Source organism: Nesterenkonia cremea, from assembly GCF_014642675.1.
Lineage (GTDB): Bacteria > Actinomycetota > Actinomycetes > Actinomycetales > Micrococcaceae > Nesterenkonia > Nesterenkonia cremea.
Genome location: NZ_BMIS01000002.1, coordinates 76,099 through 97,965, shown reverse-complemented (window position 1 = coordinate 97,965; position 21,867 = coordinate 76,099). Strand labels below are relative to the sequence as shown.

25 protein-coding genes and 1 other RNA gene are annotated in these 21,867 nt (G+C 67.7%); 6 read left to right on the top strand and 20 right to left on the bottom strand.

Features of this window, described 5'->3' with window-relative positions; all coding sequences use genetic code 11:
* The first annotated feature begins 7 nt into the window (after nucleotides 1-7).
* The 5 genes from aroA to IEW85_RS02700 all read left to right on the top strand — a co-directional run bounded on the left by aroA (nucleotide 8) and on the right by IEW85_RS02700 (nucleotide 4,234).
* Nucleotides 8-1,372 carry a 3-phosphoshikimate 1-carboxyvinyltransferase gene (gene aroA, locus IEW85_RS02720; RefSeq protein ID WP_229658742.1) on the top strand — a complete coding sequence of 455 codons (1,365 nt, stop codon included), beginning with the start codon at nucleotides 8-10 and terminating at the stop codon, nucleotides 1,370-1,372.
* Nucleotides 1,369-2,439 carry a ribosome small subunit-dependent GTPase A gene (gene rsgA, locus IEW85_RS02715; protein ID WP_188682605.1) on the top strand — a complete coding sequence of 357 codons (1,071 nt, stop codon included), beginning with the start codon at nucleotides 1,369-1,371 and terminating at the stop codon, nucleotides 2,437-2,439. Before aroA ends, rsgA begins: the two co-directional genes overlap by 4 nt.
* On the top strand, nucleotides 2,436-3,260 hold the full coding sequence (gene hisN / locus IEW85_RS02710; RefSeq protein ID WP_188682604.1) for a histidinol-phosphatase: 825 nt from the start codon (nucleotides 2,436-2,438) through the stop codon (nucleotides 3,258-3,260). The genes rsgA and hisN overlap by 4 nt, the downstream gene beginning before the upstream one ends.
* A gap of 101 nt (nucleotides 3,261-3,361) precedes the next feature.
* Nucleotides 3,362-3,737, top strand: a transfer-messenger RNA (tmRNA) gene (gene ssrA, locus IEW85_RS02705).
* Nucleotides 3,738-3,961: 224 nt separating this feature from the next.
* Nucleotides 3,962-4,234 (top strand): hypothetical protein, encoded by a 273-nt coding sequence (locus tag IEW85_RS02700; RefSeq protein ID WP_188682603.1) that lies wholly within the window; start codon nucleotides 3,962-3,964, stop codon nucleotides 4,232-4,234.
* 191 nt (nucleotides 4,235-4,425) lie between these two features.
* Here the strand turns inward: IEW85_RS02700 and IEW85_RS02695 are convergent, their stop codons facing one another.
* Genes IEW85_RS02695 through IEW85_RS02670 form a run of 6 tightly spaced genes read right to left on the bottom strand, consistent with a single transcriptional unit; the run spans nucleotide 4,426 to nucleotide 8,630 of the window.
* The gene (locus IEW85_RS02695) at nucleotides 4,426-4,821 is read right to left on the bottom strand and encodes a fluoride efflux transporter FluC (protein ID WP_188682602.1); all 396 of its coding nucleotides are present in this window, start codon (nucleotides 4,819-4,821) and stop codon (nucleotides 4,426-4,428) included.
* Nucleotides 4,818-5,288, bottom strand: a complete 471-nt coding sequence (locus tag IEW85_RS02690; RefSeq protein ID WP_229658778.1) for a fluoride efflux transporter FluC — start codon at nucleotides 5,286-5,288, stop codon at nucleotides 4,818-4,820. The genes IEW85_RS02695 and IEW85_RS02690 overlap by 4 nt, the downstream gene beginning before the upstream one ends.
* Nucleotides 5,289-5,301: 13 nt before the next feature.
* Nucleotides 5,302-6,009 carry a metal-dependent transcriptional regulator gene (locus IEW85_RS02685; protein ID WP_188682600.1) on the bottom strand — a complete coding sequence of 236 codons (708 nt, stop codon included), beginning with the start codon at nucleotides 6,007-6,009 and terminating at the stop codon, nucleotides 5,302-5,304.
* A complete protein-coding gene (locus IEW85_RS02680; protein WP_188682599.1) occupies nucleotides 6,006-6,872 on the bottom strand; it encodes a metal ABC transporter permease in 867 nt (288 codons plus the stop codon). The genes IEW85_RS02685 and IEW85_RS02680 overlap by 4 nt, the downstream gene beginning before the upstream one ends.
* Nucleotides 6,872-7,684 carry a metal ABC transporter ATP-binding protein gene (locus IEW85_RS02675; RefSeq protein ID WP_188682598.1) on the bottom strand — a complete coding sequence of 271 codons (813 nt, stop codon included), beginning with the start codon at nucleotides 7,682-7,684 and terminating at the stop codon, nucleotides 6,872-6,874. Before IEW85_RS02675 ends, IEW85_RS02680 begins: the two co-directional genes overlap by 1 nt.
* Nucleotides 7,677-8,630, bottom strand: coding sequence for a metal ABC transporter solute-binding protein, Zn/Mn family (locus IEW85_RS02670; RefSeq protein ID WP_188682597.1), 954 nt, complete (start codon nucleotides 8,628-8,630; stop codon nucleotides 7,677-7,679). The genes IEW85_RS02675 and IEW85_RS02670 overlap by 8 nt, the downstream gene beginning before the upstream one ends.
* A gap of 127 nt (nucleotides 8,631-8,757) precedes the next feature.
* On the opposite strand from IEW85_RS02670, the gene IEW85_RS02665 reads away from it, so the two are divergent.
* Nucleotides 8,758-9,018, top strand: a complete 261-nt coding sequence (locus tag IEW85_RS02665) for a DUF6480 family protein (RefSeq protein ID WP_188682596.1) — start codon at nucleotides 8,758-8,760, stop codon at nucleotides 9,016-9,018.
* 6 nt (nucleotides 9,019-9,024) lie between these two features.
* Here IEW85_RS02665 and smpB read toward each other — a convergent pair whose 3' ends face one another.
* From smpB to IEW85_RS02595, 14 genes are all read right to left on the bottom strand, one after another.
* Nucleotides 9,025-9,546 carry an SsrA-binding protein SmpB gene (gene smpB / locus IEW85_RS02660; protein WP_188682595.1) on the bottom strand — a complete coding sequence of 174 codons (522 nt, stop codon included), beginning with the start codon at nucleotides 9,544-9,546 and terminating at the stop codon, nucleotides 9,025-9,027.
* A gap of 48 nt (nucleotides 9,547-9,594) precedes the next feature.
* Nucleotides 9,595-10,512 carry a permease-like cell division protein FtsX gene (gene ftsX, locus IEW85_RS02655; protein ID WP_188682594.1) on the bottom strand — a complete coding sequence of 306 codons (918 nt, stop codon included), beginning with the start codon at nucleotides 10,510-10,512 and terminating at the stop codon, nucleotides 9,595-9,597.
* On the bottom strand, nucleotides 10,509-12,059 hold the full coding sequence (gene ftsE, locus IEW85_RS14275) for a cell division ATP-binding protein FtsE (RefSeq protein WP_229658741.1): 1,551 nt from the start codon (nucleotides 12,057-12,059) through the stop codon (nucleotides 10,509-10,511). The genes ftsX and ftsE overlap by 4 nt, the downstream gene beginning before the upstream one ends.
* Before the next feature lies 1 nt (nucleotide 12,060).
* On the bottom strand, nucleotides 12,061-13,176 hold the full coding sequence (gene prfB, locus IEW85_RS02645) for a peptide chain release factor 2 (RefSeq protein ID WP_188682593.1): 1,116 nt from the start codon (nucleotides 13,174-13,176) through the stop codon (nucleotides 12,061-12,063).
* Nucleotides 13,177-13,217: 41 nt separating this feature from the next.
* Complete coding sequence (locus IEW85_RS02640) at nucleotides 13,218-14,240, bottom strand: Lrp/AsnC family transcriptional regulator (RefSeq protein ID WP_188682592.1); 1,023 nt, start codon at nucleotides 14,238-14,240, stop codon at nucleotides 13,218-13,220.
* Nucleotides 14,241-14,256: 16 nt separating this feature from the next.
* Nucleotides 14,257-15,453, bottom strand: a complete 1,197-nt coding sequence (locus tag IEW85_RS02635; RefSeq protein WP_188682591.1) for a M20 family metallopeptidase — start codon at nucleotides 15,451-15,453, stop codon at nucleotides 14,257-14,259.
* A 35-nt stretch (nucleotides 15,454-15,488) separates the two neighbouring features.
* The gene (locus IEW85_RS02630) at nucleotides 15,489-17,036 is read right to left on the bottom strand and encodes an AbgT family transporter (protein WP_188682590.1); all 1,548 of its coding nucleotides are present in this window, start codon (nucleotides 17,034-17,036) and stop codon (nucleotides 15,489-15,491) included.
* Between the two features lie 161 nt (nucleotides 17,037-17,197).
* Nucleotides 17,198-17,629 carry a pilus assembly protein TadG-related protein gene (locus IEW85_RS02625; RefSeq protein WP_188682589.1) on the bottom strand — a complete coding sequence of 144 codons (432 nt, stop codon included), beginning with the start codon at nucleotides 17,627-17,629 and terminating at the stop codon, nucleotides 17,198-17,200.
* On the bottom strand, nucleotides 17,626-18,087 hold the full coding sequence (locus IEW85_RS02620; RefSeq protein ID WP_188682588.1) for a hypothetical protein: 462 nt from the start codon (nucleotides 18,085-18,087) through the stop codon (nucleotides 17,626-17,628). The genes IEW85_RS02625 and IEW85_RS02620 overlap by 4 nt, the downstream gene beginning before the upstream one ends.
* Nucleotides 18,074-18,502: a TadE/TadG family type IV pilus assembly protein gene (locus tag IEW85_RS02615; RefSeq protein ID WP_188682587.1), complete on the bottom strand. Its 429-nt coding sequence runs from the start codon at nucleotides 18,500-18,502 to the stop codon at nucleotides 18,074-18,076. Before IEW85_RS02615 ends, IEW85_RS02620 begins: the two co-directional genes overlap by 14 nt.
* Complete coding sequence (locus IEW85_RS02610) at nucleotides 18,477-18,632, bottom strand: hypothetical protein (RefSeq protein ID WP_188682586.1); 156 nt, start codon at nucleotides 18,630-18,632, stop codon at nucleotides 18,477-18,479. The genes IEW85_RS02615 and IEW85_RS02610 overlap by 26 nt, the downstream gene beginning before the upstream one ends.
* Before the next feature lie 65 nt (nucleotides 18,633-18,697).
* On the bottom strand, nucleotides 18,698-19,639 hold the full coding sequence (locus tag IEW85_RS02605) for a type II secretion system F family protein (protein ID WP_188682585.1): 942 nt from the start codon (nucleotides 19,637-19,639) through the stop codon (nucleotides 18,698-18,700).
* Entirely contained in the window at nucleotides 19,636-20,493 is an 858-nt protein-coding gene (locus IEW85_RS02600) for a type II secretion system F family protein (protein WP_188682584.1), read from the bottom strand. Before IEW85_RS02600 ends, IEW85_RS02605 begins: the two co-directional genes overlap by 4 nt.
* Entirely contained in the window at nucleotides 20,490-21,713 is a 1,224-nt protein-coding gene (locus tag IEW85_RS02595; RefSeq protein ID WP_188682583.1) for a TadA family conjugal transfer-associated ATPase, read from the bottom strand. The genes IEW85_RS02600 and IEW85_RS02595 overlap by 4 nt, the downstream gene beginning before the upstream one ends.
* Nucleotides 21,714-21,867: the final 154 nt, after the last annotated feature.

Sequence of the window (21,867 nt, the reverse complement as noted above, 5' to 3'; positions counted from 1 at the left end):
TGCTGAGGTGCCCTCGTCCGGTGACCAGGCCTGGCCTGCTCCCCTGGCGGGGGCACCGGTCTGTGGCGAGGTGACCGTCCCCGCCTCGAAGTCTCTGACCAACCGTTACCTGCTGCTGGCCGCACTGGCCGAGGGTCCCTCCGTGGTGGTCAACGCCCTCGAGTCCCGGGACAGCCGCCTGATGCTCCAGGCCCTGGAGTCCCTGGGCGCCGAGGTGGAACACATCGAGGACTGGGAGGGCACCGGCGAGGCAGCCGTGCGCCTGACCCCTGTCCCGCTGGCCCCGGAGGCCTCCGAGGCCCCGGCCCAGGTGGACTGCGGGCTGGCCGGAACCGTCATGCGCTTCCTGCCCGCTGCCGCCGCCCTGACCGGGCGCCGCGTGGCTTTCGACGGCGACTCGGAGGCCCGCATCCGACCCATGGGCGCCGTGCTGGAGGGTCTGTCCTCCCTGGGCGCGCAGATCACCGACGACGGCGAGCCCGGATACCTCCCCTTCACTGTGGAGTCCCCGGGCGACCTGGAGGGCGGCGAGGTCGCCATCGATGCCTCGGCCTCCTCACAGTTCGTCTCCGGACTGCTGCTGGCCGGAGCGCGCATGCGACAGGGGCTGCGGCTGCGCCACACGGGCCAGGCCGTGCCCTCCTCCGAGCATGTGGCCATGACCGTTCAGGTCCTGCGCCAAGCCGGCGTGGAGGTGGACGACTCCGAGCCCTTCGCCTGGAGCGTCTCCCCCGGCCCCATCCCCGCCTTCACCGCACGGGTGGAGCCGGATCTCTCCAATGCCGGACCCTTCCTGGTGGCCGCCGCGGCCACCGGCGGCGAGGTCACCATGCGCGGCTGGCCCAAGGAGTCCACCCAGATCGGGCGCCGCTGGACCGAGCTGCTGCCGCAGTTCGGCGCCGAGGTCGCCACCGCAGAGGAGCCCGGCGGCGAGACGGTGACCCTGACGGTGCGCGGCGTCCTGGCCGAGGACGGCACACCCCGGGTCCACTCCCCCGGCACCGTGGACGGCACGGCCGAACTGACCCCCACTGTGGCCGCCCTGGCGGCTCTGTCCGCCGAGCCGACCACCTTCACCTCGGTGGAGCATCTGCGCGGCCATGAGACCGACCGGCTGGCCGCCCTGGTGGCTGAGATCCGGCGTCTGGGCGGAAAGGCCGAGGAGACCGCCGACGGCTTCCGGATCACCGCTCCGGTCCGCAGCGGCGCCACAGTGCTCAGCTACGCCGATCACCGCATGGCCACCTTCGGTGCGGTTCTGGGCCTGCGCGTGCCTGAGGTGCTGGTGGAGGACATCGGCTGCACCTCGAAGACCATGCCGACCTTCCCCGAGCTGTGGCGCTCCCTCATCGAAGAGGCCCCTGCAGCGTGAACAGATGGGAGAACTGGGACGAGTCCAAGGTCCGGGTGCGCCCGAATAAGAAGGGTTCCCGGCCCCGGACCAAGGAGTCGCCCACCTACTCCGATGCTGAGCTGGGACGTGTGGTCACCGTGGATCGGGGCCGCTATACGGTCTCTCTGGACGACCGCGCGGTCTCTGCTGTGCGGGCCAAGGCCCTGCGGCGCACTCCGGTGGTGCCCGGCGACATCGTCGGCCTGGTGGGAGACACCAGCGGCGAGGAGGGCAGCCTGGCCCGGCTGGTGCGGATCGAGGAGCGCAGCACACTGCTGCGCCGCAGCGCCGATGACACCGACGAGGCCGAGCGCGTCATCGTGGCCAATGCGGATCAGCTGCTGATCGTGGTGGCCGCGGCGGATCCTGAGCCGCGCACCGGATTCATCGATCGCGCCCTGGTGGCCGCCTACGACGCCGGCATCATCCCGATCCTGCTGATCACCAAGGCGGACCTCGCCGAGAACCCGGCGGATCCGGCAGGATTGGTCAGCCACTATGCCGAGCTGAACCTGAACACTGTGGTCTCCTCACGTGCCAGCGAGAGCCGGGATCTCTCGGCCTCGGCCGTGGAGGAGCTGCAGGAGCTGCTGGGCGGCCGCGTGACCGCGATGAGCGGCCACTCCGGCGTCGGGAAGTCCACGATGGTCAACGCGCTGACCGGGGCTGACCGTGCCACCGGCGGGGTGAATGCGGTGACCGGACGCGGACGGCACACCTCCTCCTCGGCTGTGGCGCTGCTGCTGCCGGAGGCGAACGGCTGGATCATCGATACCCCCGGCATCCGGTCCTTCGGGCTGGCCCATGTGGATCCGGATGATGTCCTGGCCGCCTTCGAGGATCTCGTGGAGGGATCCGCCGACTGCGAGCCGGGCTGCGCCCATGAGTCCCCTGAGGGCGGCTGCGCCCTGGACGCCTGGGTGGGGCAGGGACGGGCCGGTGAGCACGGGCCCGCCCGGCTGAAATCGCTGCGCGGCCTGCTGGCCTCGCTCTCCGGCGCGTCAGAAGGCCCGGGAGAGAAGCGACTGGGTAGCGTGGAGCCATGAATACTGCCGGCACCAGCCCATACACCGAGGATCTGCGCCTTGCGCATATGCTCGCGGACTCCGTGGACTCCCAGACGATGTCCTTCTTCAGCTCCATGGACTTCGAGGTGGAGACCAAGCCCGATCTGACCCCGGTCACGGTGGCCGACCGTCAGGCTGAGGAGCTGATCCGTGGACAGCTGGGCCGTGCACGCGGCCGGGATGCCATCTACGGCGAGGAGTACGGCTCCTCCGGCTCCGGCCCGCGGCGCTGGATCATCGATCCGATCGACGGCACTAAGAACTTCATCCGCGGCGTCCCCGTCTGGGCCACGCTGATCGCCCTGGTCGACCACGGCGAGCCCGTGGTGGGCCTGGTCAGCGCCCCGGCACTGGGCAGGCGATGGTGGGCGGCCAAGGACGGCGGCGCCTACACGGGCAAGTCACTCTCCTCCGCCAAACAGCTCAACGTCTCCAAAGTATCCAAGCTGGAGGACTCCTTCTTCTCCTACTCCTCGCTGACCGGGTGGCGGGCCATCGGTCGTAGCCAGAACTTCCTGGAGTTCACCGAGACGGTGTGGCGGACCCGCGCCTTCGGCGACTTCTGGTCCTACTGCATGGTGGCCGAGGGCACGGTGGACGTGGCCGCGGAGCCGGAGCTGGACCTGCACGATATGGCGGCCCTGGTGCCCATCGTCCAGGAGGCGGGCGGACGCTTCACCTCACTGGGCGGAGAGCCCGGCTGCTCCGGGACCAACGGGCTGGCCACCAACGGCCTGCTCCACGAGGCCGCACTCGGTGCCCTGGCCGCCGACTCCCCCACCCCCTGGGAGAAGGACTGAGCGGGAATATTGCCCGGTCAGGGCTCGTTGAACTACACTGAAGGGCCGCTGTCCAGACGTTCTGCGTCTTAGGCGGCGGATGGTTATTGACAACCACATAAGGGGCCGATCGGTTTCGACGATCTGAGTTGAGCATGGGGAAGCGAGCCGTGGACGCCAAGTGACCACGTTAAAACCCCTTGAGCAACCAATTAAGTGCCGAATCTAAGCGCACTGACTTCGCCCTCGCTGCCTGATTGCAGCGACGCGAGTCTGTCAGCCTGAGTCTGCTATCGCCTCAGTGTCTGGCATCAGCTAGATAGCCACTGGACTGTCATCCTCGTCGTGGGGATGCCGGTCGAGATCTCACACGGCTGGGTCTGTCAGGCGCTCGTCTGCGTGACGCCTGGGACCGAGCAACACTATGAGCAGACTACGCTCGTAGAAGCCCATGTGAATCCAGATCGGACCCGGGTTCAATTCCCGGCGGCTCCACCAACTGCGCATAAAGGGCGGCATCCTTCGGGATGTCGTCCTTTCTGCGTGTCAGGGGGCGGTAGACTCCGACCGGTGCCGTGATCAGATTGTGCCGTTATTTCCGCCGAAACCGCCAGAATTCCGCGCGTATGTGATCACACACTGCTGTATCGGAGCGACTGATCACGGCTGACAGCCTCAACAGCACGACGTTCCGTCCATCGCGCTGAGCCCAAGAGGTCACGATGTTCGACGCAGTGAGAGCCAAACTCTTCGGCGATGCAGAAGATCCACGGGAGCGGCTGCGGGATATCTTCGGCGGTGATCTGCCGCAGAGCGGACAGCCGCCGCACGCTGCCCTGATGTGGGCAGAAGAAGTCCGGGCGCAGACACCAGACTCACGTAGTGACAGCATGAAGCTCACCCGCGCCCTCCGGCAGGCGGAACCACGCCTCACTCTCAGGAGCGCGACCTTCCTGGCCCAGCACACGCTGGGGCAGGCCGAAGATTCCGAATGATGGCCCTACTCTGCCCGAGCACTGACGGCATCCTGATCGAGTCCTGAAGACTGACTCCACGGGTTCCAGGTGGTCTACATCGTTGATCAGCCCAGACCGGTCAGCAAGGAGTTGGGAACGCGCTAGTGGTGGGGAGCCTCTGCACTCGTACTATTCGTCACGAGCGCCGTGCCAGCCAGAGCGGTCTCCGCTCAGAGCCAGCCGCTGAGGAGGACTCCTGCCGCGGCGGCGGCGAAGCCCAGCACCACGTGGACGGTCCAGGTGCTGATGGCTCGCGGCTTCTGATCGTTCATCCAGAGCTGGGCCACGCGCAGCGACACCGTGGCGAAGGTGCTCAGCGCGCCCAGCAGGCCGAAGGACAGCACCGCCGCCAGAGGCTCCGAGAAGATCCCGTCGGCCGGCTCCTGACCCTCTCCCCCGTGAGCTGAGAAGGCGCCGAAGAGGAAGCCCAGGGCCAGGCAGGCCAGCGTGTTCGCCGCCAGGATGCCGAAGGGCAGCAGGCGGTCCAGCAGAAGCCGCAGCACCGCACCGGCGGCCCCGCCCAGGGCCACACCGGCGAGGACCGCGAGGGTCAGCGATGCCGTCATGCTCGGCTCTCCTCACAGGTATGGTCCCCACAGCCGAAGGCCGATCTGCCCACGGTCAACCCGCCGGCCGCAGCCGCAGTGCAGCCGATGATGCTGATCATCAGATAGGAGAACATCTCCACCACACCGGGACTGACATAGGTGGCCGCGCTGAGCTCCTCGAAGAACCCGCCCGGGGCTGAGGGCATCACCGCCAGGATCACCGAGGAGAAGGTGGTGAAGGAACCCAGCAGTCCGGTGCCAAGCACCGGCAGCACCCAGCCGGGCACACGCGGGCGGGCCGAGACCACACCCACCAGCAGCCCCAGGGCCGCTGATCCGACCACGTTCACCGCCAGAGTGGTCCACGGAAACTTCATGCCCTGCTCCGGGAAGAACTCGGCCATCAGCAGGCGCAGCAGAGCACCTGCGGCACCGGCCAGGGCGACCAGAGGGATCAGACGAGCCAGGGAGACAGCCTGCTGCATCACAGGACTCCCCTCACAGCACGCTCACACGCATGGCATGGGCCAGCGCATGCTCCAGACGGATGTGCTCTCCCGCACCCTGCTGGGCCGGGGCGAGCACCACATCGCCATCCTCCGCGCTGACCACAGTGACCTGCGCACCGATCTCCACCTGCCGGTCGGCCAGCACACGCAGGGCCTCCGGCACCGAATCGTCCACCTGCTCCAGGCGGACGTCCACAGACTCCGGCACCCGGCAGAGCAGCTCGGTCTCCGGATGGTGAAGGCACAGATCGGGGCCCGGGATGGGGTCGCCGTGCGGATCCACCCGCGGGCGGCCCAGACGATCATCCAGCCGATCCACGAACTTCTCCGAGACGGAATGCTCCAGGCGCTCGGCCTCGTCATGGACCTCCTCCCAGCCGTAGCCGAGCTCACGGACCAGCCAGGTCTCGATCAGCCGGTGCCGGCGCACCATGGCCAGCGCCAGCTGCCGGCCCTCAGGGCTCAACCGGATGGGAGCGTAGGGACGGTGATCCACCAGACCGAGATCGGCCATCTTGCGGATCATCAGCGTCACCGAGGGGTTGGAGACTCCCAGAGTCTTCGCCAGGGCCGATGCGGTCACCGTGGCGTCGTCCCATTCGGAGAGCCCATAGATGGTCTTGGCGTAGTCCTCCACCGAGGTGGTCGCCGTCGAGGTCGCCGTCGAGCGACCTTGGGCAGAGGTGCGGGGCGTCATGAGGCCAGTCTATCGGCCGGGCTGAGCGGACGGCTTCGACGCAGCCGGCCGAGCAGGCCCTTGCGCGGCGCGAAGACATAGGCCAGCGAGAACTGGGCCGCCTGGGCCAGCACGATGGATCCGCCGGTGGAGATGTCCAGCCAGTAGCTCGCATAGACCCCCACCACGGCGGCCAGCGCCGCCGAGACCGAGGCCACGGCCAGCATCTGGCCGAAGGTCCGGCAGAGCAGGAAGGCCGTGGCACCGGGGATCACCAGCATGGCCACCACCAGAATGATGCCCAGGGTCTGCAGCGCGGTCACCGTGGTCAGCGCCAGCAGAGAAAGCAGCAGCGCCGAGAGCACTCCGGTGGAGAGCCCGATGCTGTGCGCGTGGGTGCGGTCGAAGGCCAGCAGGGTGAAGTCCCGACGCAGCAGCAGCAGGACCGCCGCAGTCAGCAGCCCCAGCGCCGCCACCTGGTACAGGTCACCCCGCGAAGTTCCCAGCACATTGCCGAAGAGGATGTGCTGCAGGTGGGTCTCGCTGGGCGTCCGGGAGATCAGCACCAGTCCCAAGGCGAAGAGCGAGGTGAAGACCACACCGATGGCGGTGTCATGCTTCAGCGTGGAGGTGTTGTTGATCCCGCCGATCAGCAGCACTGCCAGCATCCCGAAGACGAAGGCTCCCACTGCCATCGGGGCGCCGAAGGCATAGGCCAGCACGACGCCGGGCAGGATCGAATGCGCCACGGCCTCCCCCATCAGGGACCAGCCCATCAGCACCAGCCAGCAGGAGAGCAGGCCACAGACGGCGGAGGCGGCCACGGCCACCATCAGCGCATTCTGCATGAACGGCAGCTCCAAAGGCTGGGTCAGCAGCTCCATCACAGGCCACGCTCCTCTCCGCGCTCAGCCAGCGGATCCTCCGGGGTCTGGGCCAGCGGCTCTGAGAGCACCGCGCCGAAGGCCCGGCCCAGCTGCTCCTCGGTCAGGACGTCCTCGGGCAGGCCGGCGGCGAGCACACGGCGGTGCAGCAGGATGACCTCATCGGCCAGCTCCCCCACCCCTTCGAGATGGTGGGTGGAGACCAGCAGCGTGGCTCCCGCGTCGCGCAGCTGGTGGAGCACCGAGACGATCAGCTGCTCCGAGCTGCGGTCCACTCCGGCGAAGGGCTCGTCCAGCAGCATCAGCGGGGCCTGCTGGGCGATGGCCCGGGCCAGGAAGGCCCGCTTTCGCTGGCCGCCCGAGAGCTCACCGATGGCTCGGCGGCGCAGGTCCCCCAGCCCCACCTGCTCCAGCGCCTTGTCCACCGCAGCACGGTCGGCCGGCTTGGGGCGACGGGTGAAGCCCATATGGCCGTAGCGGCCCATCATCACCACCTGCTCCACTGTGATCGGGAAGGTGGTGTCGATCTGCTCGTGCTGGGGCACATAGCTGACCAGGTTCCGGCGTCGGGCGTGGTGCGGAGACTCTCCGAAGAGCCGCACCTGACCGGCCAGCGGCTGACGCAGGCCCAGCAGTGTGGCGAAGAGGGTGGATTTGCCGGAGCCGTTGGCGCCCACCAGCGCGCAGATGCTGCGACGCTGCAGGGTGACGTCCACCCCGTCCAGGGCGAGCACTCCGGGGTAGCCGGCGCTGAGCTGCGCCGCGGCGACGGCAGGATACAGGTTGGGCTCCGTGCCGGGTGCCTCAGTCATGTTCACCGGGGAGATCCGCCTTCGCTGCCTCGAGGATGAGATCGATGTCGTATTCCAAGAGTTCCAGATAGCTGGAGACCGGGCCGTCATCCTCGGACAGCGAGTCGACATACAGCGGTTCCCCCAGCTCGGCGCCGGCGGCCTCAGCCACCTGCTCCTGCGGACCGGAGTTGACCGTGGACTCGCAGAACACCGTGGGGACCTCGTGCTCCTGCACATAGTCGATCTGGGCCTCGACCTGCTGCGGTGTGCCCTCACCGTCGGCGTTCAGCGGCCAGAGGTAATGCTCCTGCAGTCCGAACTCATCGGCCAGATAGCCGAAGGCGCCCTCACAGCTGACCACATGGATCTCCCCATCCAGGTCCTCCACCCGCTGCTCGGTCTCCGCGATGAGCTCCTCCAGCTCCTCGGAGTAGTCCTGGGCGTTGGCGGCGAAGTCATCGGCGTGCTCAGGGGCCAGCTCGCTGAGCGCCTCCTCGATGTTCTCCACGTAGATCAGCGCCTTCTGCGGGGACATCCACGCGTGAGGGTCCACGGGCATGTCCTCCTCAGACTGCTCATCCGGATGTCCGGGGACACGGGTGACCGGGCGGGTCTCCACGCCCTCGCTGAGGGTGACCGATGGGGCCTGGGACTGGTCGATGAACTGGCCGAACCACTCTTCCAGGTGCAGGCCGTTCTCCAGGATGAGATCGGCCTCCGCGGCGACGCGGACGTCCTGCGGCGTGGGGTCGTACTCATGGACCTCGGCCCCGGCGGGAGTGATGGAGCGGACCTCCACGTGATCTCCTGCCACGGCTGCGGTCATATCCTCCAGCACGGTGAACGTGGTCATCACCAGGGGCTTGCCCTCTCCTTCCTCCCCTTCTCCGGGGGCGCAGGCGGTGAGGACCAGCGAGGCTGCCACAGCGGGCGCGATGAGAGCGGCGGAAGACTTCGGCATCATGACTCCCAGCATGGTTTAAGCATCCCTAAAAAGCAATTCGGGCGAGCATCCTTCACGGTGAGCGGCGCACCCTCCTAGGGTGGGACTGACAAGGTGTTTCAGATGACGGCAGAGGGTGATGACTCCGATGAGCGGTCCTGACAGCGAACGCTATGGACGCGATGAGACATGGCGGAACCCGAACCTGGACCCGGATCCGGAGGGCATCACGGGAGATCCCCGCCCGGGAGAGACTCCCCCGGAGTCGAACTCCGCCACGGCCTCGCCTCCATCTCCGCCGCCGGCACGGCCGCCGCGCAACGGACTGGCCATCACGGCCGTGGTGATCGGGGTGGTGCTGCTGGTCGGGCTGGTCTTCGTCGGCTATATCGCCGGACTTCTCAGCTGACCCGGATCAGGAGGAACGCAGGTTCCGGTAACGCATGGCGCGCTGAGCCTCGCGGGCGTCCTGCTTCTCCTTCAGGGCATGACGCTTGTCGAACTCGCGCTTACCCTTGGCGATGCCGATCTCCACCTTGGCGCGGCCATCCTTGAAGTACAGCCGCAGCGGCACCACCGTCAGACCGGGGTCCTGCGCCTGGCGGGAGATCTTGATGAGCTCCTTGCGGTGCAGCAGCAGCTTCCGCTTGCGGCGGGCCGCATGGTTGGTCCAGGTACCGTTGAGGTACTCCGGGATGTGGACGTTCTCCATCCACAGCTCCCCGCTGGGTGAGAAGGCCGCGAAGCCCTCGGTGAGGTTGGCGGTCCCCTGCCGCAGCGACTTCACCTCGGTGCCGCTGAGCACCATCCCCGCCTCATAGGTGTCCAGGATGCTGTAGTCATGACGGGCACGCCGATTGGTGGCCACCGTGTGGTTATTGGGGTCCTTCTCATTCTTGGACCCCTTCTTCTTGGGAGAAGAGCTGTGCTTACCCATCGTGCCACCTCCTCATCGGCGTCCGCTGGCTGGGGGAACAGCCCTTCATCATACACGCAGGTAGCGGCGCACCGTCAGCCAGGAGGCAGACACCGCCAGCACCGCTGCGATCAACACCAGCAGCGGCATGATGATCCAGGAGTCCGAAGAGTCGATGAACCGGATGCCGGGCACCTGCTGGGAGAGCCACTGGCCCAGCAGAAACTCTGCGATGGCCCAGGTGGCGGCACAGGCCAGCAGCGAACCCACGACGGCGGCGAAGACGCCTTCGAAGACGAAGGGCCCGCGGATCATCGACTTCGAGGCACCCACCAGGCGCATGATGCCGGTCTCGCGCCGTCGGCTGAAGGCCGAGAGTCTGATGGTGGTGGCCACCAGCAGCACTGCGCACACGATCATGACCGTGGCGATGATCAGCGCCACCAGGGTCAGCCCGTTGAGGATGGAGAAGATCTGGTCCAGCGTCTCCTGCTGATCGGCCACCGTCTCCACTCCGGGCGCCGCCGCGAACAGCTCGGTGACGATCGGGTACTCCTCCGGCTCATGGAGCAGGATGCGGAAGGACTCGGGCATATCCGAGGCCTCCACGCTGTCAGCGCGTGCCGAATCCTCGTTGCCCTCCAGGAAGTTCTCCAGCGCCTCCTCCTGGGACTCGTAGCGGTAACTGGAGACGTACTGGCTGGCAGCGCCCTCCTCCAGAGACTGCTCGATCCCCTCACGCTGGTCCTCGGTCACCGCACCGGTGGGGCAGGCCGATTGGGAGGAGCTCTCCGTGCAGAGGAAGACCGAGACCTCGAGGCGGTCGTAGAAGTCCTCGGTCATCTGGTTGACCTGAGTCTGCATCAGGGCTGCTGCCCCGACGAAGGTCAGTGAGATGAACGTGACCAGGATGACCGAAGCCACCATGGCCACATTGCGGCGCAGCGAGGTCAGCGTCTCGCGCAGCATATAGAGCAGGCGATTCATCCGTCCCTCCTTCGGCGCCAGAAGCCTCTGCGAGATCGGGGGATACCCAGCTGCTCAGCAGTGCGGCGGGCATCGGTATAGGTGGACTGGGAGGCGGAGGACTTCGGCCGCGGGGTCTCGGACTTCCCGTCGGAGGGCGCCATCGGGCGCGGGGCCTGCGCCTTGGAGACATCGGCCGGCGAGGAGGCCGGACGGGCCAGCCGCCGGGTGTTCTCCTCCGCGCTGGAGCCCTCGTCCTCCTCGGAGGCCTCGTCCTGCTCGGAGATCTCGTCCCGCTCAGGATGAGCCAGCCAGTCCAGTCGGTGCTTCTTGGCCTCCTGCGGCCGCGTCCGGAAGGGCACGGCGGGGGCCGGCTCGGCCGAAGGCTGCGGATCATCTCCGACGAGCTCTGGGTCATGCTCGCTGGGAGCAGGGGCCGGTGCGGGTTCCTCGACAGGCCCCTCAGCGGGGTTGACCTGATCGGTGGGCTCGTCCTCCTCGTAGCCGTCGCGGCTGAGATCGGGCAGCTCGGTGCCGTCGAAGTCGCGTTTGGGTTCCGGCACCTCTGCGGTGCTCTCGCGGGAGTCTCTGGAGGGCCAGACCACGCGGATGCTCTCCTCCTGCGCGGGCTCCGGCTCCGGCTCCGACTCCGGCTCAAGCTCGAGTTCCGGCTCCGGCTCGGGCTCCTCCGCCGGAGCCTTGTCGGCCGCTGCGGCCTGCGAAGGACCGGTCTTCTCCGGCTTGTCCACGGCGGCGCTCTCCTCGGGCTCGGATGCCGAGGCCTCGGCGTCGTCGTCCTTCTGGTGAGCCGGCGTCGGGTCCGAGGCGCGCAGACCGGAGTCGGCCTCCTCCACACGCAGCAGCTCCCAGGCCTCGGACCCCACGGGCGGGTCATAGGTGCCGCGCTGCTGGTCGCGGACCAGTGCGCCGCGGTGCAGCTGCACCACCCGACGCCGCATGGAATCGACGATCGGGCGGTCGTGGGTGGCCATGATGACGGTGGTCCCGGAGGAGCTGATCCAGCGCAGGATCTTCATGACCTCTTCGGCCGCGCGCGGATCCAGGTTGCCGGTGGGCTCATCGGCCAGCAGGATGGCCGGCTCGTTGACGATGGCGCGGGCGATGGCCGCACGCTGCTGCTCACCGCCGGAGATCTCATGGGGGTAGCGCTTGGCCAGGTGATCCAGGTTCACCCGCTCGAGGACCTTGGTCACCCGCTTGCGGATGGTGGAGCGCGGGGCTCCGATCACGCGCATCGCGAAGGCCACGTTCTCGAAGACGGTCTTATCCGGCAGCAGGCGGAAGTCCTGGAAGACCATGCCGATGCTGCGCCGGAAGTCCGGGACACGCTTCTCCAACATGAGCCCCAGGTTCTGGCCGGCCACGGTGATCTTGCCCTTCTGCGGCAGACCTTCGCGCAGGATCATCCGCAGCAGCGTGGACTTCCCCGAGCCGGAGGCACCGATCAGGAAGACGAAGTCACCGCGCTCGAACTCGATGGAGACGTCGTCGAGCGCCGGCCGCCCATCCTGCTGATAGCGGCGAGTGACGTGGTCGAAGCGGATCACCTTACTGGGAGTCCTCTCCGCCCTGGCTGCGCCAGCGGATGCCGGACTCGATGAAGCCCTCGAGTTCGCCGTTGAGCACCTTATCCGCGTTGCCGGTCTCGTGGCCGGTCCGCAGGTCCTTGACCATCTGGTACGGGTGCAGCACGTAAGAGCGGATCTGGTCGCCCCAGGAAGCCTTGATGTTTCCGGCGAGCTCCTTCTTCTCTGCGGCCTCCTGCTCCTTCTGCAGCAGGAGCAGACGGGCCTCCAACACGCGCATGGCGGCCGCGCGGTTCTGGATCTGCGACTTCTCGTTCTGCATGGAGACCACCACGCCGGTGGGCTTATGGGTGATGCGCACCGCGGAGTCGGTGGTGTTCACCGACTGGCCGCCGGGGCCTGAGGAGCGGAATGTGTCGATCTGCAGGTCGTTCTCGTCGATCTCCACGGAGTCTGCACCCTCGATCAGCGGGATGACCTCCACTGCGGCGAAGCTGGTCTGGCGGCGGCCCTGGTTGTCGAAGGGGCTGATGCGCACCAGGCGGTGGGTTCCGGCCTCCACTGAGAGCGTGCCGAAGGCGTAGGGAGCCTTGATCTCAAAGGTGGCCGACTTCAGTCCGGCCTCTTCTGCGTAGGAGGTGTCGAGGACCTTCACGTCCCAGTCGCGGTTCTCTGCCCAGCGGGTGTACATGCGCAGCAGCATCTCGGAGAAGTCTGCCGCGTCCACACCGCCGGCGCCGGCGCGGATGGTGACCACCGCATCGTGCTCGTCGTACTCGCCTGACATCAGGGTGACGATCTCCAAGGACTCCAGAGCCTTGCGGACGGAGGCGACCTCCTCGGCGGCCTCGGCCACCGTGTCGGCGTCGCCCTCCTCCTGACCCATCTCCACCATGACTTCGACGTCGTCGATGCGGCCGGCGAGCTTCCTGATCCGCTGCAGCTGAGCCTGCTTATGGCTGAGCTGGGAGTTCACGCGCTGGGCGTTCTCCTGGTTGTCCCAGAGATTGGGGTCAGCGGCCTGCTGCTCCAGATCGGAGACCTCCTTCGCGAGGGCCTCGAGGTCGATGACCTCAGTGATGCGCCGCAGCGTGTCGCGCAGCTCCTGGAGCTCGGTGGGGAAATCGATGTCTGCCATAACGTCTCTACACTACCGTCAGCGGCCCCGGTTCAGCTCCATCAGCGACTGCGAGTCCGTGGTACGGATCCTGAGGGGACCCAGCTGACCACACCAGTGTGGCGGCCGGCGTCGTCGAAGAGGTGGCCCAGACGCTTGTGGTAGTGCAACACGGTCCGGCGCCCGCGCACCCTGATGTCCTCATCGCGCAGCACTGCCTCCTCGGCCGCTTTGGCCCCGGAGAGGGAGCGCAGCCACATGACCACATGCAGGTTGTGCCGCTCCCCCGCCACCGCTGCGCAGAGCCGGGTGTCGGACAGTCTGCTGATCCGGTGGGCCACCCGGTCAAGCTCCTGCAGCGGCACGGAGAGGTGCAGCGCCATGGCGTGGGTGAACAGGCTGCCGTCGGTGGCCAGATCCACCCGCTGAGTCAGGATCCGACCCTGCAGCGTCCGGGTCAGCAGCCGTCTGGTGTGGGCCGGACTCAGCGCCAGCTCCTCCGAGAGGGCGCCCGAGGAGGTGCGCGCGTCCTGCTCCAGCCGGCGGGTCATCCTGCCCATCCGTGGTTCGGCGATGCTGCGGCTCAGCTCCGCCGCAGCGGCGGAGCCGCCGGTCCTGCGGGCATGATGCGAGCCCGGCAGCGCACCCGCCCTCCATTGGGAGCCGTCGGAGTACAGGCTGGTCACCGGGGCGTCGCGCACCGCGCGGACCCCGGGTGCGGCACCGATGCCGTGGCGGATCACCTCGCGCAGCACCGTCATATCCTCGGCCACCACCCAGCAGAGCAGGTCGATGTCGCCCGTCACCTCGGAGACCGTCATGATCTTCGGGTGCTGAGCCAGACGGCTGGCCAGCGCGGTGACATCCTCCGGGGCGCAGACCACCTCCACCACGGCGAACTCAGCCCCGGATCCCGGCCCCGGATAGGTGGAGAACCAGGCCGCACCCGCCTCCTGCAGGCTGTGCCAACGACGCCGAACCGTCGCCGGCGAGCGCCCCAGCTGACGGGCCAGCTCCGTCCAGGGCCGGCGCACATCGTCCTGGAGGGCGTCGACGAGTTCGAAGTCGGTCTCCGTCAGTCGCATCGGTGCCTATGAGACCTCAGGCCTGCGCCCGGCTGTCGAAGGCGCGCTGGGCCTGCTCCACCACAGAGGTGTCCCGGTAAGCGGCCAGCGCGGTGATCGCCAGCAGGGCCGCACCGTCAGCGATGGGCGCCGAGGCGTCGGAGGAGCCGGCCCGCTCGGCGAACTCGCGGGTGTGCGGGACCAGACCCTCCCCCAGGCTGACCAGCGGGTGGATGGAGGGGACCAGGTGGGAGACGTTGCCCATATCGGTCGATCCCAGCGTCCCGGCCTCCTGCACCGGACGGCCCAGCTCGGCCATGACCTCCTCGGCCAGCGCACCGAGCACCGGGTTGGTGATCATCGAGTAGTAGGCCGGGGTGGGCTGAGTGACGCTGACCTCGCAGCCGGTGGCCAGTGCCGCACCCTCGAAGCACTTCTCCACCCGCGGCAGGATGTCCTCCAGCAGGGCGTCCCGGGTCTCGGAGCGGACGAAGACCCGCAGCGCGGTGTGCTCCGGGATGATGTTGGGCGCCTGGCCGCCGTCGGTGATGATCGAGTGGACCCGGGCGTCGTCGGGAAGCTGCTGGCGCAGCAGCCCGATGGCAGTGAGCGAGAGCGTGGCCGCATCCAGTGCGTTACGTCCGCGGTGGGGCGCCCCTGCGGCATGACTGGCGCGGCCGGTGAAGCTGACCTCCAAGGCCACGCGGGAGAGGATGGTGGCCGAGACGGCGTCCTCGCCTGCGGGGTGGACCATCATGGCCAGGTCCACTCCGTCGAGCACGCCGGCCTCGATCATGGGGACCTTACCCCCTCCGCCCTCCTCCGCGGGGCTGCCGATGAGCATCAGGTGCCCCGGAGTTCCACTCTGAAGCAGGATCTGCCGGATCAGCATCCCCGCCCCCAGTCCGGCGGCGGCGATGATGTTGTGCCCGCAGGCGTGGCCGATCTCTTCGAGCGCATCGAATTCGCAGAACACGGCGATGGTCGGCGAGATCCCTGTGCTGCCCGGTGCCGACCACCTCCCCACGAAGGCCGTGTCCAGTCCGGCGTAGGGGGCCTCGACCTCGAAGCCGGCGTCACGGGCCTCAGCCATCAGGCGGCGGGCCGCGTGGTGTTCCTCGAAGCGGATCTCCGGGTGGGAGTGGAGGTCCTGTGCCACATCCTCCAGGATGGGGAGGACTCTCTGGAGCTGGGGAGCGATCTCCTCGCGCAGTGCGCTGATGTCAGCAGTCACAGTGTTGTCTCCTCTGTTCGGTTCTCGGATTCGGATCAGTCCAGGTAGAGCTCATGGCCGGGGCCCATGGGCAGCTCGAAGCCGCCCCAGATCAGGAAGAGGATCATCCAGACCACCCAGACCACCACGGTGAAGGGCAGCACGATGCTGAACAGCGTGCCCAGGCCGCTCTTCGGGGCGAAGCGCTGCATCAGGCCCAGCACCACCGGGAGCATCGGGTTGACCGGGACCAGCGGGTTGAAGGCTGAGTCGCTGATGCGGAAGGCAGCCTGGGTGTAGGCCGGGTCGATGCCGACCATCATGAACATCGGCACGAAGATCGGGGCCAGCAGGGCCCACTGGGCAGAGCCTGACAGGATGAAGAAGTTGGGGATGATCACGAAGATGCTGAAGAGCACCAGCCCGCTCATTCCGTCCAGGTTGCCCGCCTCCAGGGCTTCTGCGCCGCTGGTGGCCACGAGCATGCCCAGACCCGACCAGTCGAACCAGGCGATGGCCTGGGCGGCCACGAAGATGACCACGATGAAGGGCACCAGGTCCTTCAGCGCATCGGCCATATGCTGCGGCACCTCGGAGGCGCTGGTCAGCGAGCCGGAGACCACACCGTAGGTGACCGCACCGATGATGAAGAAGAACAGGATCAGCACCGGGATGGAGTCCATGAAGGGCGACTGAAGGACGCCGCCGTCCTCCCCACGCAGCGGAGAGCCCCCTGGGATCACGACGGCGGCCACCAGAGCGATGAAGCTGACCATCGCGGCCCCGGCCCAGGACATGCCCCGCTTCTCCTCGCGCGTGATCGGAGCCTCCGTGTCCACATCGATATGACCGGTGAAGGAGCCCAGACGCGGCTCCAGATAGCGCGTGCAGGTCAGTGTGATGGCCACGGCCAGCACCAGGGTGGACGCGGCCATGAAGTACCAGTTGGCCAGCGGGGTCACCGTCATCTCCGGGTCCACGATCTGGGCTCCGGAGGTGGTGATGCCGGCCAGCAGGACATCGGTTCCGGCAATCATGAAGTTGGCGCTGAAACCTGCGATGACGGCGCAGTAGGAGGCCGCGAAGCCTGCCAGCGGGTGGCGGCCCACCACGTAGAAGGCCACGGCCGCCAGAGGCGGAATGATCACCATGGCGGCGTCGGAGGCCAGATTGCCCATGATGGAGACGATGACCACCACGAAGGTCAGCGCCCAGGGCGGAGCCGAGGAGACCGCACCTCGCATGAAGGCGCTGAGCAGCCCGACCCGTTCGGCCAGCCCGATGCCGAGCATGACGGTGATGATCAGGCCCAGCGGCGGGAAGGAGACGAAGTTCTCGATCATGCTGGTCAGCGCATAGACCGCCCCGTCTGCGGTCAGCAGCCCCTCCACGGCTCGCGGCTCTCCGGTGGCGGGGTCCATAGTCTGGGCGCCGAAGGCGTGGGCGATGGTGGATCCCACCGCCACCAGCGCGGCCATGATCAGGAAGAGGTAGAGCGGATGGGGAAGCCTGTTGCCGACCCGTTCGATGGCGCCGAGCACTCGGGCTCCGCGCCCGGAGGAGGTGGCGATGACCTGCGAGTCATCCTGCGAGCCTGAGTTCATGGGTATCTCCTAGGCAGGCGGTGCGCGTGACCCTCTCCACCGTAGACACCCTGCGCTGTGATGAGCCGAATAGTCCACATCGCACCAGATATCCCGCTATCAATGACCGGATCGCTCATCAGGAAGGGCCGTGGAGATGCCTGTCTGTCCGATCGGTGCCGCTATCTGTTCAGGCTCACCCGGGCGTGGGATTCGGCGGTGACGGTGACCTGAGCGGGCAACACCCAGCTGAGGATGGGCAGCTCCACAGCGGCCGCCAGCTCCACCTGGGCGGTGGCGCCGCCGTCGGCGGTGGAGGCTTGGGTGATCTCCACGGCGGTGAAGCGCTGGTACGCGCCGCTGTCGCTCAGATAGTCCTGGGCCGCGGCTCGGACCTGGTTCTCGCTGAGGCTCGGTGAGGCTCCGGCCGCCGAGGCGCTCTGCGCCGCAGCCGAGGAAGCGCCGTCGGCCGCGCTGAGCAGCTTGCGGGCCTCCAGATTCACCGCTGTGGCCCCGGCCACCACGGCCGCAGTCAGCAGCAGGATCACCAGCATGCCCAGGATCACCACAGAGGACTGGCCCCGGTCCTCGCGCTGCAGTTCGGACACGCTCATCCGCTCTGCACCTGGGCCGAGGTGGAGCTGACGGTGACCAGGGTGGATTGCCAGGAGCCCAGGGCCGGAACCAGCGGCACCGGCACACTGATCTCTACTGTGAAGGCCACGATGTCTCCGCTCTGCTCGCAGGATCCCGCGGGACAGTCCAGGCTGACCTCGGCGCGGGCGGAGTCCACGCCGAAGTCTGCGAGCGCGGCCTCCACGGCGGCCTCGCTGCGCAGCTGACGCTCCTGCCCCTCTGCGGAGGAGGACACGAAGACCTTGGCAGCCTGGTCTGCAGCGCCGGCACCGGCATAGGCGGCGGCCTGCACTGTGGAGATGGCGATCAGCAGATAGATCACGGGGATCAGCAGCAGCGTGCCCAGCAGGGTGAATTCGATGAGGGAGGATCCCGTCTCCTCCTCATGGAGTCTTCGCAGCAGTGTGGGAGGGCGCTGAGGCTCAGTCGAACTCATAGGCGTTCCCACTGACCTCCAGCTCCCCCGCGCCCAGATACGGACCCAGCAGAGGGACCTGGGTCCTGACGGTGATCCGCAGGCTCCGGCCCTCGCCGCTGGGCACGTACTCGTAGCTGATGTCCTCGGCATGGGCGGCGGTGATCGATCCGCTGATCAGCTCAGCGGTCCGCTCAGCCCCGTCCTGCGCCGTGCGGTCATGCAGCACTCCCAGCCGGGCCCCGGTGGAGGCGGCGTCGATGAGGGTGTTGCGCACGTGGACCAGGAAGGCCAGCTGCAGGATCATCATGGTCAGCAGCACCAGCAGGGCCGAGACCATGACGAACTCAGCCGTGGCGGCCCCGCGCTCCTCTCTCAGGGCGCCCTGGTGCTTCAGCGCACGCTCCCTGTCACTGGGAGACCTGGTCGATGGCATCGTTGAACAGGCTCTGCAGGGCGGGCTGGGCGATGGCCAGGAGTCCGGCCACCAACACGGCCGACATCAGGCAGATCATCACCCATCCGGGCACATCGCCCCGTTCCTCGGTGTGAAGCTGCTTCAGCATAGTGTCCCCTTCTGTTGTGGATGATGAGTGGTCAGGTCTGTGGTCGGTCGGCGGCGCAGCGGAGGTCAGGGCCCGATGGACAGCAGGGCGAGCCCTGGGAAGAGTGCGAAGATCACCGTCAACGGGAGAATTCCGAAGACCACCGGGACCAGCATGCTGAGCTCTTTGCGCCCGGCGGTCTCCATCAGTTCGCGCTTGCCCAGGTCTCGCACGTCCTGGGCCTGGGCGTGCATGACATCGGCCAGCGGTGTGCCGCGCTCCATGGCCACGATGATCCCTTCGAGGAATCGTGAGATGGGCGGTGACTGGACCCGCGCGGACATCTGCTTCAGCGCCTGGGTGAAGCTGGTGCCGGAGCGGACCTGGGCCAGCACCTTGCGCAGCTCAGAGTTGAGCTCGCCCCGGGAGACTCTGCTGACCCGCTCGAAGGCGCCGGGTGCGCTCTCCCCTGCGCTGACCGCCAGGGCGATCATCTCGGCGATGGTCGGGAATTCGGAGAGCATCCGGGACTGGCGGCGTCGCACCTGGGCAGAGAGCAGGTTGTCCCGCAGCGCAAAGCCCAGAACGGTGAGCACAAGGATGCTGATCAGGGCGAGGAGCCCATAGAAGCTGCCGCTGAAGAAGGCCACGGCATTGGTCCCAGCGGCCAGCAGCGCACCACCTGCGGCGCAGCCGAGCTGCTGGATGCGGTACTCGCTGACGGAGATGCCGGCGTCGGCCTGGTCCAGCCGGCGGCGCAGCTGCTCGGCGTCGATGCTGAACCGGTCCAGCTGCTTCAGCGCCTCCCGCAGCACAGGGCCGAAGATCCGTTGGGCCACTGAGAGCGAGACCAGGCTGCGGGGCTCGGCGAAGAGGTCGACGCCGCCCGCGGCCGAGGAGCGCAGCATGGGCGCCACCCGCTCCTCGAAGCTGGGCCTGTTCGTCACCGGCAGCGAGCGCAGCATCAGGACCAGGCCGAGCCCCAGTCCCAGCCCGGCAGCCACCGCCCAGATGGTCGTCTGTGTCATGCGAAGACCCGCTCCTCGCTCGGCAGGGCGCCCAGGCGCAGCATGACGCGGTAGCAGAGGGCGGAGATCGCCAGACCTGCGCCCAGCACGGCCAGTCCGGTCATCCCGCGGTAGGCCTCGGCGGCCTCCGGCTGGGTGGAGAGCAGGAGCACCACGATCCAGGGAGCCGCCACCGCCAGCTTGGCCGCATTGCGGGTCCAGCTCTGCCGGGCCTCCAGCTCGCTGCGGGTGCGGGCGTTCTCGCGGAGGAATTCGGCCAGCGTGCTCAGCAGCTTGCCCAGATCCGAGCCGCCGACCTCCCGAGCGATGTTCAGCGCCACCACGATCCGGTCTCCCACCGGGTCGGCCAGCCGTTCGCGCAGCCGCTGCAGGGCCAGCTCTGTGGTCTGGCCGGAGCGATAGTCGCGGGCGAACTCGGCGAAGGGCTCACGCAGCGGTTCGGGACCCGACTGTCCGAGCTGGGACAGCGCCTCAGGCAGGGACATCCCGGCGCGGACCGCAGAGCGGAGGTGGTCCACGGCGTCGGGCCAGAGCTCACGCAGCACTGCCCGTCGCTTGGAGGCCTGCCAGTTCAGCGCGGCCCAGGGCAGCGCCGAGGCGAAGAGGCTGAAGCACAGCGCCACCGGCAGGGCCTGGGTCAGCAGCACCACGGCGAGGAAGGCCGTCAGGGCGCAGAAGAAGGTCGCGGCGAGCACCGCCGGCACAGTCAGGCGTGGGTGACCGGCCTCAGCCAGCAGCTTCTGGATCCTCCCCGGGCGTCTGCTGCGCGGCGCAGGCCTGCGCGTCCGCGGCCAGAAGGACCACCAGATGCACAGCAGACCGAGGCCGAGGCAGAGACCGAGGAGCAGGCTCATCCGATCGCGCCCTCGCGCTCGAGCTGTCGGCGCGCCTGCCCCGAGAGCTTGGGCAGGTCGAACAGCGGAGCACCTGAGGGCACCAGCTCACCGTCCTGACGGCTGAACAGTGTGGTGGTCTCGATGGTGCCGGACTCCACCCGGGAGCCCACGGCGAGGATCTCCTCCACGTACCGCCGCCCCTGATGGTCGCGCACGCAGTGGACCACCAGGTCCAGACAGGAGGCCACCGTGGGGAGGATGAAGTCTCGGGTGACGTTGGGCCCGGAGAGCAGCGGAAGCGTGGCGATCTTGGTCAGAGCATCTCTGGCACTGTTGGCATGGACCGTACACATGCCCGGCAGGCCACTGTTCAGAGCCACGAGCAGATCCATGCTCTCGGCCTCGCGAACTTCCCCGACCAGCAGCCGATCCGGGCGCATCCGCAGCGCCTCCTTCACCAGCCGGCGCAGCGGAATCTCGCCTTCGTTCTCCAGATTGGGCTGACGGCACTGCATCCCCACCACATCGCGCAGCGGGACGTCGAGCTCGAAGATCTCCTCCACCGTGAGGACCCGCTCCCGCGGACCGATGGCCGAGCTCAGGCAGTTCAGCATGGTGGTCTTGCCCGCCTGAGTGGCTCCGGAGACGAGCACATTGCAGCCGTCGGCCACTGCGGCCTCCAGGAAGCCGGCCGCCGCCGAGCTCAGCGAGCCGGAGGCCGTCAGGTCTTCCAAAGAGCAGGCGCGGGCGATGAACTTGCGGATGTTGACCGCCCAGCGCCGTGTGATGTCCGGGATGACCACATGCAGCCGAGACCCGTCCGGCAGCGAGGCATCGACGAATGGTGAGGAGAGGTCCAACCGTCGGCCCGAGGATTTGAGCATCCGTTCGACCAGGTCGCGCAGCCGGTCCTCGCTCAGCGTCACCGAGGTCAGCTCGGAGCGTCCGTTGCGCGCCACGAAGACCTCATTGGCGCCGTTGATCCATATCTCTTCCACGGAGCTGTCATCGAGCAGCGGCTGCAGCTCTCCGAAACCCGCCACGGAGTCCATCACCTGCTTCACCGCCCGGTCGATGGGGCCCAGCAGCGGCAGCGTGGTCAGCAGGGAGCGCTTGTCATACTCCCCGACTGCGGTCTCCACGAGATCGCTGACGCTGGGGCGGTCGGCGGCAGGGTCGAGCCCGCGTTCACGGATCTGCTCGCGGACTTCGCTCTCCACGATGGCCAACGCGTCCATCCGCGCCCTCCCTCCCCTTCGGCAACCACAGCATTCAGTGCTTCACACGGAATTACTCAACCACTCCTGAACGTTTTCTTCCAGCAAGCTGGAGAATCTGTGGATAAACAATGAATATTCCATGTATAGATGGAATGATCTCCACAGGATCGGA

Excerpts from the sequence above, each read along its gene's own strand:
- hisN (WP_188682604.1), top strand. The coding sequence starts at position 2,436 with ATGAATACTGCCGGCACCAGCCCATACACCGAGGATCTGCGCCTTGCG.
- IEW85_RS02700 (WP_188682603.1), top strand. The coding sequence starts at position 3,962 with ATGTTCGACGCAGTGAGAGCCAAACTCTTCGGCGATGCAGAAGATCCA.
- IEW85_RS02695 (WP_188682602.1), bottom strand. The coding sequence starts at position 4,821 with ATGACGGCATCGCTGACCCTCGCGGTCCTCGCCGGTGTGGCCCTGGGC.
- IEW85_RS02690 (WP_229658778.1), bottom strand. The coding sequence starts at position 5,288 with ATGCAGCAGGCTGTCTCCCTGGCTCGTCTGATCCCTCTGGTCGCCCTG.
- IEW85_RS02685 (WP_188682600.1), bottom strand. The coding sequence starts at position 6,009 with ATGACGCCCCGCACCTCTGCCCAAGGTCGCTCGACGGCGACCTCGACG.
- IEW85_RS02680 (WP_188682599.1), bottom strand. The coding sequence starts at position 6,872 with ATGGAGCTGCTGACCCAGCCTTTGGAGCTGCCGTTCATGCAGAATGCG.
- IEW85_RS02675 (WP_188682598.1), bottom strand. The coding sequence starts at position 7,684 with ATGACTGAGGCACCCGGCACGGAGCCCAACCTGTATCCTGCCGTCGCC.
- IEW85_RS02670 (WP_188682597.1), bottom strand. The coding sequence starts at position 8,630 with ATGATGCCGAAGTCTTCCGCCGCTCTCATCGCGCCCGCTGTGGCAGCC.
- IEW85_RS02665 (WP_188682596.1), top strand. The coding sequence starts at position 8,758 with ATGAGCGGTCCTGACAGCGAACGCTATGGACGCGATGAGACATGGCGG.
- smpB (WP_188682595.1), bottom strand. The coding sequence starts at position 9,546 with ATGGGTAAGCACAGCTCTTCTCCCAAGAAGAAGGGGTCCAAGAATGAG.
- ftsX (WP_188682594.1), bottom strand. The coding sequence starts at position 10,512 with ATGAATCGCCTGCTCTATATGCTGCGCGAGACGCTGACCTCGCTGCGC.
- prfB (WP_188682593.1), bottom strand. The coding sequence starts at position 13,176 with ATGGCAGACATCGATTTCCCCACCGAGCTCCAGGAGCTGCGCGACACG.
- IEW85_RS02640 (WP_188682592.1), bottom strand. The coding sequence starts at position 14,240 with ATGCGACTGACGGAGACCGACTTCGAACTCGTCGACGCCCTCCAGGAC.
- IEW85_RS02630 (WP_188682590.1), bottom strand. The coding sequence starts at position 17,036 with ATGAACTCAGGCTCGCAGGATGACTCGCAGGTCATCGCCACCTCCTCC.
- IEW85_RS02625 (WP_188682589.1), bottom strand. The coding sequence starts at position 17,629 with ATGAGCGTGTCCGAACTGCAGCGCGAGGACCGGGGCCAGTCCTCTGTG.
- IEW85_RS02620 (WP_188682588.1), bottom strand. The coding sequence starts at position 18,087 with ATGAGTTCGACTGAGCCTCAGCGCCCTCCCACACTGCTGCGAAGACTC.
- IEW85_RS02615 (WP_188682587.1), bottom strand. The coding sequence starts at position 18,502 with ATGCCATCGACCAGGTCTCCCAGTGACAGGGAGCGTGCGCTGAAGCAC.
- IEW85_RS02610 (WP_188682586.1), bottom strand. The coding sequence starts at position 18,632 with ATGCTGAAGCAGCTTCACACCGAGGAACGGGGCGATGTGCCCGGATGG.
- IEW85_RS02605 (WP_188682585.1), bottom strand. The coding sequence starts at position 19,639 with ATGACACAGACGACCATCTGGGCGGTGGCTGCCGGGCTGGGACTGGGG.
- IEW85_RS02600 (WP_188682584.1), bottom strand. The coding sequence starts at position 20,493 with ATGAGCCTGCTCCTCGGTCTCTGCCTCGGCCTCGGTCTGCTGTGCATC.
- IEW85_RS02595 (WP_188682583.1), bottom strand. The coding sequence starts at position 21,713 with ATGGACGCGTTGGCCATCGTGGAGAGCGAAGTCCGCGAGCAGATCCGT.